General features: G+C 43.8%; 7 protein-coding genes. 5 read left to right on the forward strand and 2 right to left on the reverse strand.

The window, feature by feature from the left end; all coding sequences use genetic code 11:
- Nucleotides 1–31: 31 nt before the first annotated feature.
- Nucleotides 32–1,003 carry a tRNA-modifying protein YgfZ gene (ygfZ, locus tag ACVBIU_RS18625; RefSeq protein WP_447164521.1) on the reverse strand — a complete coding sequence of 324 codons (972 nt, stop codon included), beginning with the start codon at nt 1,001–1,003 and terminating at the stop codon, nt 32–34.
- A 212-nt stretch (nt 1,004–1,215) separates the two neighbouring features.
- A complete protein-coding gene (gene serA, locus ACVBIU_RS18630) occupies nt 1,216–2,445 on the reverse strand; it encodes a phosphoglycerate dehydrogenase (protein ID WP_447160908.1) in 1,230 nt (409 codons plus the stop codon).
- A 256-nt stretch (nt 2,446–2,701) separates the two neighbouring features.
- Between serA and ACVBIU_RS18635 the strand changes: the two genes are divergently transcribed.
- The 5 genes from ACVBIU_RS18635 to ACVBIU_RS18655 all read left to right on the forward strand — a co-directional run bounded on the left by ACVBIU_RS18635 (nt 2,702) and on the right by ACVBIU_RS18655 (nt 7,770).
- Entirely contained in the window at nt 2,702–3,307 is a 606-nt protein-coding gene (locus ACVBIU_RS18635) for a DUF2238 domain-containing protein (RefSeq protein WP_447160909.1), read from the forward strand.
- Nucleotides 3,308–3,570: 263 nt separating this feature from the next.
- Nucleotides 3,571–4,242 carry a response regulator transcription factor gene (locus ACVBIU_RS18640; protein ID WP_447160910.1) on the forward strand — a complete coding sequence of 224 codons (672 nt, stop codon included), beginning with the start codon at nt 3,571–3,573 and terminating at the stop codon, nt 4,240–4,242.
- A gap of 684 nt (nt 4,243–4,926) precedes the next feature.
- Complete coding sequence (locus ACVBIU_RS18645; RefSeq protein WP_447160911.1) at nt 4,927–6,153, forward strand: NupC/NupG family nucleoside CNT transporter; 1,227 nt, start codon at nt 4,927–4,929, stop codon at nt 6,151–6,153.
- 94 nt (nt 6,154–6,247) lie between these two features.
- Entirely contained in the window at nt 6,248–6,961 is a 714-nt protein-coding gene (gene deoD / locus ACVBIU_RS18650) for a purine-nucleoside phosphorylase (protein WP_447164525.1), read from the forward strand.
- Between the two features lie 371 nt (nt 6,962–7,332).
- Entirely contained in the window at nt 7,333–7,770 is a 438-nt protein-coding gene (locus tag ACVBIU_RS18655; protein WP_447164522.1) for a PaaI family thioesterase, read from the forward strand.
- The last annotated feature ends 155 nt before the right edge of the window (nt 7,771–7,925 follow it).

Here is a 7,925-nt window from a genome sequence, read left to right on the forward strand (position 1 = left end):
AAAGCGACTGCAGAACTGATAGTGATTACTATCAGTCTTGCTCTTCTAGCGAGTAAGGCAGTGCAATTAAGCTCAGTTCAGAGCCAGCATCGGCAGCAACTCTTAACTTAGCATCGAGCTGGGTATCGTTGGCTAATACTGCAGTTAACAACACTTGCTCGCCACGCTGTACAGATTCGATGATAGTCCCCGCACGGCGGAAGCCTTCATCATCTTCTAGTGCAATCTCAAGTTGGCTTTCATTGGTTAATGGCGCTGTTACGGTACCGCTAACAATATAAAGTGCGCGTTTGTTACCACCGCGATACTTCATTCGAGCAATGGTTTCTTGGCCCATGTAGCAGCCCTTGTTAAAGCTGATGCCATTGACCGCCTGTAAATTACACATCTGCGGTACAAATTGACCTTGATGATTAGCGCCTAAATTAGGGTATCCTGCAGTGATTTCAAGGGCTTGCCATGCGCTAGCATCGAAAATAACTTGCTCGATATTCGCCACTAGGCTAGCGGCTTGTTCTGCTGCAATCGCGAGGATATAACGACCTGCATCATGAATAATCATGCCGTTATCGATTAAGGTCAGCTCGTTATTTAGTTCACCAAACTGCGCGGTTAACCAAGCCTTTGCCTGTTCACCAGCCACACCTAACAATAACCAAGCATCGCTTGCGTCGCTAAGTTCAGCTTTACTAAATACGGCGTATTTTTGCAGTTGTGGTAGGTCAAGTGCCAAGGTGTCTTTTGGCATCATTAAGAAAAGGGTGTCACCTTTAGCGAAGGTTCTAAAGCTGGCCAGCATCTTACCTTTAGGATCACAATGAGCGCCCCAGCGCCATTGGTCGCTTTCAAGCGAGCTGATATCGGTGGTCACTTGGCCGTGAATGAAGCTGCGGCCTTGCTCTCCAGTGACAGAGATTAAGCCTAAGTGTGTTAATTCAGAAAAAAGCAGTTCAGGCTGTTGTCCATTAAGAGGCCAAGTTGGCTGAGAAGTTGACAGCGTCATAAGAGGATCCAAGAATTAAACCAATAAGGACAATGATTGTACCGCTAAAATCTTACTGCGCAAGCGCAGCAGTTCAAACTCATTGCTATCATCAAGACAAAAAAAAGGCCGTATAATGTGATTATACGGCCTTATTCAGTGCAGTTTGCTAAAGGACTAGACGTTCAACTTCAGTTAGTGAATTAGACGTTGTTGACCTTTAATGAACTTTATTAGTGAAGCAATCGAGTTCTAATCGTGCCTTCAATCGCTTGCATCTCTATTAGCGCTTCGTCAGCCTTATCAGAATCGACTTCCATCACCACGTAACCAATTTCAGCCGTGGTTTGTAGATACTGAGCAGCAATGTTAATGCCTTTTTCTGCAAACGCGGAGTTAATCTGGATCAAAATCCCCGGACGGTTACGGTGAATATGCAGTAAGCGCGAAGTACCAGAGTGTTGAGCCAGTGACACTTCAGGGAAGTTCACCGCTGTCATGGTTGAACCATTATCTGAGTATTTAGCCAGTTTGCCAGCGACTTCGATACCGATGTTTTCTTGAGCCTCTGCCGTACTGCCGCCCACATGTGGAGTGAGTATGACATTGTCTAGGCCGCGTAGTGGGCTGACAAACTCATCGTCATTAGATTTAGGCTCAACAGGAAACACGTCGATGGCGGCACCAGCAAGGTGTTGCTCTTTTAGTGATGCCGCTAACGCATCGATATCAACCACTGTGCCGCGAGAGGCATTAATTAAAATGCTGCCTTTACGCATAGAAGCTAGCTCTTCATAGCTAATCATCTCTTTTGTCTGTGGTGTTTCAGGTACGTGTAGGCTCACCACATCGGCAATCGATAGCAGTTGCTGTAGTGAGTGCACTTGCTGTGCATTACCCAGCGGCAGTTTATCTTCAATATCAAAGAAGACAACGCGCATACCTAAGGTTTCAGCAAGAATACCTAGCTGAGTGCCAATATGGCCGTAACCGATAACCCCTAAGGTTTTACCGCGAGCCTCATAGCTTCCTGAAGCGCTTTTTAGCCAGCCACCACGGTGAGCTAGCGCATTACGCTGTGGGATCCCACGAAATAACATGATGATCTCACCGAGTACGAGTTCAGCTACGCTACGCGTATTTGAGAACGGTGCGTTAAATACAGGGATCCCCAGTTTTTCAGCTGCAGCGAGACTGACTTGGTTAGTACCAATACAGAAACAACCAATGCCAACGAGTTTGTCGGCTTGGGATAATACGTCTTCAGTCAATTGGGTACGGGAGCGGATACCAATAAAGTGGGCATCTTTAGTCGCTGAGGCTAATTCGTCTCCAGCGAGTGATGCTTTGTGATATTCAATGTTGGTGTAACCCGCACGTTCAAATACATCTACCGCAGATTGGTGGACGCCTTCCAACAGCAGGATCTTAATTTTATCCTTGTCCAGCGAATGTTTCGCCATGATTTATGTACCCTTTTAGTTTATATGTATTATGTATACTTAGTGCCACCGCAGAGACGACTAAACTCTACGTTGTAGGAGTGGTTTGGGTATAGACTGTCAATGTACTAAGGACTGCAAAGCCTTCACAACTGATATTTACTTCGAAAGCGTAACAGAGGTAACAAAGTATCACTTTTTTTACTGACTGTGGAGGGCTAGATGGCTAAAGTGTTTATTCTTAATTTAGAACAATATGGTATATGAGGGCGATATTTTGAATAAAAGCGCTGTGTGGCTAGTGATATTCTTCGCAGTATTAATCTGGTCAGGTATTAATCCTAAAGATCAATTTACCTGGTTTTTAGAGGTTGCACCGGCCTTAATTGCATTACCTATTCTGATCTATACCCGCAATAGTTTTGCTTTAACGAGTTTAGCTTATGGCTTGATTTTGATTCACTGCATCATTTTGATGGTGGGTGGACATTATACCTATGCTGAAGTGCCGCTATTTGATTGGATTAGCGACTGGACGGGCGCTCAGCGTAATAACTACGACAAAGTCGGCCATTTTGCTCAAGGTTTTATTCCGACTATTTTGGCCCGCGAGGTATTTATACGTCTCAGTGTTGTTAAGTTAGGAGCTTGGTGTAACTTTCTAGCTATCTGTTTTGCTTTAGCATTCTCTGCTTTCTATGAACTTATAGAGTGGTGGGTTGCGGAGCTGACCGGTGAAGATGCCGAAGCGTTTTTAGGCACCCAAGGGTACGTATGGGACACGCAGTCTGATATGGCAATGGCGCTAGTAGGGGCAATATCAGCCATTCTGTTGCTTAGCCGTTTGCATGATAAGCAGTTGAGCACAAAACTTAGTCAGTAAAAATCATAGTCAGTAAAAATCATAGTCAGTAAAAATCATAGTAGGCTTGCTGGCTATACCAGTTTACCTAGGCATAGACTAGGTAAACTCTGTATACTTCTGCTGCTTATAACGAGTTACATGATGTGGCTCGGGCCAATATTTAAAATCGTGCTTTCGTTCTAAAGCTAACAAGCGTTAATCTGTTCTGGGAATGACTTCAGGATCTAGATTTTAGTTTGTTCTATTTAACGGACAGGCAAAACTTTTCAGGGAGGAAAGTGATGAGAAAAATTGACGAAGTCGTCTTTCTGCATCAAATGGCGTCCCCTTGTCATTTGGCAATACTTGCAGAGTCAATCGGATTAAAAACTCGGGTTATCTCTAATGTAGAACAGCTTGAAGCCAATAGTAGTGATAACTGCTTTTATCTGGTTTCTCAACAAGGTGCAGCGCTCGATATTAATGGGATTCCGTTGGTGGCGACTCAATTGGTCAAGCATGTTCCTGTAGCGCTTTATCATGTCGAACGAGAAGGTATTGCTGCAGAAGCTGCATTGCTGCAAGGGATCCGTGGTCTACTGTTTTTGAATGAACGTATGGACCTGCTGCTAACTGGCTTACGTAAGATGTTAGCCGATGAGTTATGGTTCGATAGGCCGTTGATGAGCAGTGTATTGCGTCAATTAGTCAGCAAAATGGATGTACCTGAAGCCTTGACCAGTGAAGAGTCGGAATCACTTGAGGTGCTAACTAATCGTGAGAAAACCATTATTCAATTGGTATCGAGTGGCGCACGCAATAAAGAGATCGCAGGTAAGCTGAGTATTAGCGAGCATACGGTTAAGGCACATATCTCTTCTATATTTAGAAAAACTCAAGCGAGAAATCGTGTAGAACTGCTGCGCTGGGCACAATCATTCCAGAGCCAACTTAATCTATATGCATTGAACTAATGAATTTATCAGTATTGAGCATAAACTCACACGACTAACGTTACTCTGAACATAGCTTTGAACTGTAGTGGTATAGTTAATTTTAACATAGCTCTGAGCATGGTCAGGCTTAATTTAAGCTCGTTAACACTGTATCGGAAGCGCTAAAGCTCACCTTTTAGGCGTGTTTTGGCGTCCGACTTCTGCACTCAGTGACCTTACAAGCGAACAAGCATTACATCATCCATTCACCTTAAATACGTTTGCTAAAAACACGCTAAGATTTAATCTCCGCTTAATATCTAGCATTTTTAATAGGTGCGTAAGTAAGAGTTTGCGTTAAACACTAAGTTAGCCATCAAATATGATAATTTTTAGTCATTAGTAAAGTTATAAACTTTCAGTTTTGTATTTTTTGGATCTGAAATTAGTCATTTTGTGACTAATTAAGCTTTGTTCTTGCGAGTGAAACCTTTGGCTTTGTTGTTGCTTTAACTGGCCACGTGTGCCATTCCTGTTGGGTTTGCGTATTATTTATGTTTTAAGGTTATTTCTATTTATATGCTTTTCTACCGTTTCGATTCAATTAGCTGCTCTAACCGATAAAAACTCAATTTATCTTCGTCAATCTCAGCCAATTTCCTTGCAGCAAAATACTGCCTGTATACACTGCCGTCATATCAAGATTTAAATGGTAATAAATGTATGGAAGTTTTCATCAGTTTGTTCGGCATGTTCTGTCTTATAGGATTAGCGGTAGCGCTATCTGAAAATAGAAAAGCAATTAATCTTAGAACTGTACTCGGCGCATTGGCGTTTCAAGTCGCCTTTGGTGCATTCGTTATGTATGTTCCTATGGGGCAGGCGGTGCTTGATGGTGCATCAAATGGTGTGATGCACGTTATCGGCTATGCGAATGAAGGCTTAGGGTTTTTATTTGGCGACCTTGCTAAGTTTGGTGTTGGCTTTATCTTCGTGATTAACGTGCTATTTGTGGTGGTATTTATTAGCTCGTTAATTGCCGTACTTTATTACCTCGGCATTATGCAATGGGTTATTGGCCTTATCGGTGGCGGTTTATCTAAGCTACTGGGTTCTAGCCGCGCAGAATCATTGTCAGCAACAGCCAATATATTTGTAGGCCCAATCGAAGCGCCATCTATGGTGCGACCTTTCGTTAAGCATATGACTCGTTCAGAGTTGTTTGCGGTAATGACGGGGGGCTTAGCGTCTGTGGCTGGCGGCACCATGATTGGTTATATCCAGATGGGTGTTGACGTTAAATACGTACTGACTGCCGCGTTTATGACGGCGCCTGCTGGTCTACTGTTTGCCAAATTGATGTGGCCAGAGACGGAAACCCCGCTAAACGACATCAAGAAAGTGATGGACGATATGACTGACAAGCCAGCTAACGTGCTTGATGCCGCAGCTAATGGTGCGGCAATGGGTATGCAGCAAGTACTGTCGGTATCTGCACTGCTATTATCGTTTGTCGCACTTATCGCCATGGTCAATGGCATGCTAGGCGGTATAGGCGGCTGGTTCGGTATCGAAGACCTAACCATGCAAGCTATCTTAGGTTACATACTTGCCCCACTAGCATGGGTGATGGGCGTGCCTTGGAGCGAAGCGACACAAGCGGCATCATTTATCGGCCAAAAGATGGTGATTAACGAGTTCGTCGCTTACATCGATTTCTTAAAAGTGGCTGATCAGCTATCAGAAAAGACGCAAATCATTATCAGTTTCGCATTGTGTGGTTTTGCCAATATAGGCTCTCTAGCCATGGTGATTGGCGGCCTAGCTGCACTTTGCCCTGAACGTCGTCACGACTTAAGTGCATTAGGTATGAAGGCGCTTATTGCGGCGGCTTTAGCTAACCTAATGAGCGGTACAATTGCAGGTTTACTTTATAGTTTAGCGAGTTGATCCGCTGGGTAAACAACCTATTTTTTAGTTAGTTTTTAATGAGAAATGCTTGTTTAATAGCGCAAGCAAGCATTTAATTTTGAGTAAGGAAAGTATCATGACTCCACATATCAATGCCGCTGATGGCGCATTTGCTAAAACCGTATTAATGCCTGGCGACCCACTACGAGCTAAATACATTGCTGACAACTTTTTAGACAATGCAGTGCTCGTGACTGACGTTCGTAATATGTTGGGTTATACCGGTGAATACAAAGGTAAGAAGATCTCTGTAATGGGTTCTGGTATGGGTATTCCATCAATCTCAATCTATGCCAAAGAGTTGATCACCGAATATGGCGTTCAAAACATTATCCGTATCGGTTCATGTGGCGCAGTAAGTAACAAAATCAAGTTGATGGATGTAGTGATGGCGATGGGTGCGAGTACTGACTCTGCGGTTAACAGAACCCGTTTTGCAGACACCGATTTTGCTATGATTGCCGATTTTAACTTGCTAAAGCGTGCTGCTGACTCAGCAGAAAAGTTAGGTGCTAACTATCACGTGGGTAACCTGTACTCTTCTGATCTGTTCTACAGCAGTGATGAGAACCGTTACGACTTGATGGAAAAGTACGGCATTTTAGGTGTCGAAATGGAAGCCGCTGGTCTTTATGGTGTTGCCACTGAATTTGGTGCTAACGCATTGGCTATGATGACGGTAACTGATCACCTGCGCCAAGGCCTGTATTTGACTGCAGAAGAGCGCCAGCAAACACTAAACGATATGATCAAGCTCACGTTAGATGCAGTGGAAGATCTTCTTTAATAAAGAATTAAGTTTAGCAAGATAGGCTGCGCGATCACTAACAAGCAAAGAAACATAGAACAGCTTATCTCTTTACCCTCTGGCCCGCGATTATGCACACTAAGTTGGACGTTTCTAGCGTAATCGACAAAAAATATTAAGTATTCTCGCGGGCCAACTTTAACTCTTCACTCATACTCTGTAAGCCAACATCATATCAACCGAGCGTAAATACACATCCTGCTCGACAATACTTTCTATGCCTGTTTAAACCACTCATCTTACAGGTTTAAAGATCCTGCCTGACAAAGTAGACTGTGCCCAGTAATAAGTATAAACAACAGCTAATAACAACAGCTAATAACAACTAATAACAAGAGTGGAAGCACAATATGTCGATTTGGTTTAAGCCTGTCAGTTTGGAAGTATGCGCGAAAATGGATGCGGGGATGCACGGAAAAGGCACGCTAATGCAAACTATGGGGATCACTATTTCTGAAATCGGTGATGACTATATGAAGGCCACTATGCCGGCAACCCCAGCAGTACATAACCCACTTGGTATAGTTCATGGTGGGGCGAACGTGGCCCTAGCAGAAACCGTAGCCAGTTATGCAGCTAACTTCGCGGTCGACTTTGAAAACTATTATTGCGTTGGCCAAGAGATTAACGCCAATCACTTAAAAGCTTCGCGTAATGGCATTCTTACCGCCACCGCAAAAGCGGTCCACTTAGGCAAACGTAGCTCGGTGTGGGAAGTGCTAATCCATAACAGTGCCGGTGAGCTATGCTGCATCTCTCGCATGACTGCAGCTGTAGTGAAACGCTAAACGCTAAAGGCTAAAGGCTAAAGGCTAAAGGCTAAAGACTAAAGACTAAACGGACAGAGGCTTTAAACTACAGCTTAATCGTCGCTATAAAAGGTGTTGTTTCAACGCCGTGCCAGTGAGTGATGCCTTATTGCAAGATCACTCGCATGACTGCA

The sequence above is a fragment of the Shewanella sp. 30m-14 genome (assembly GCF_052977125.1).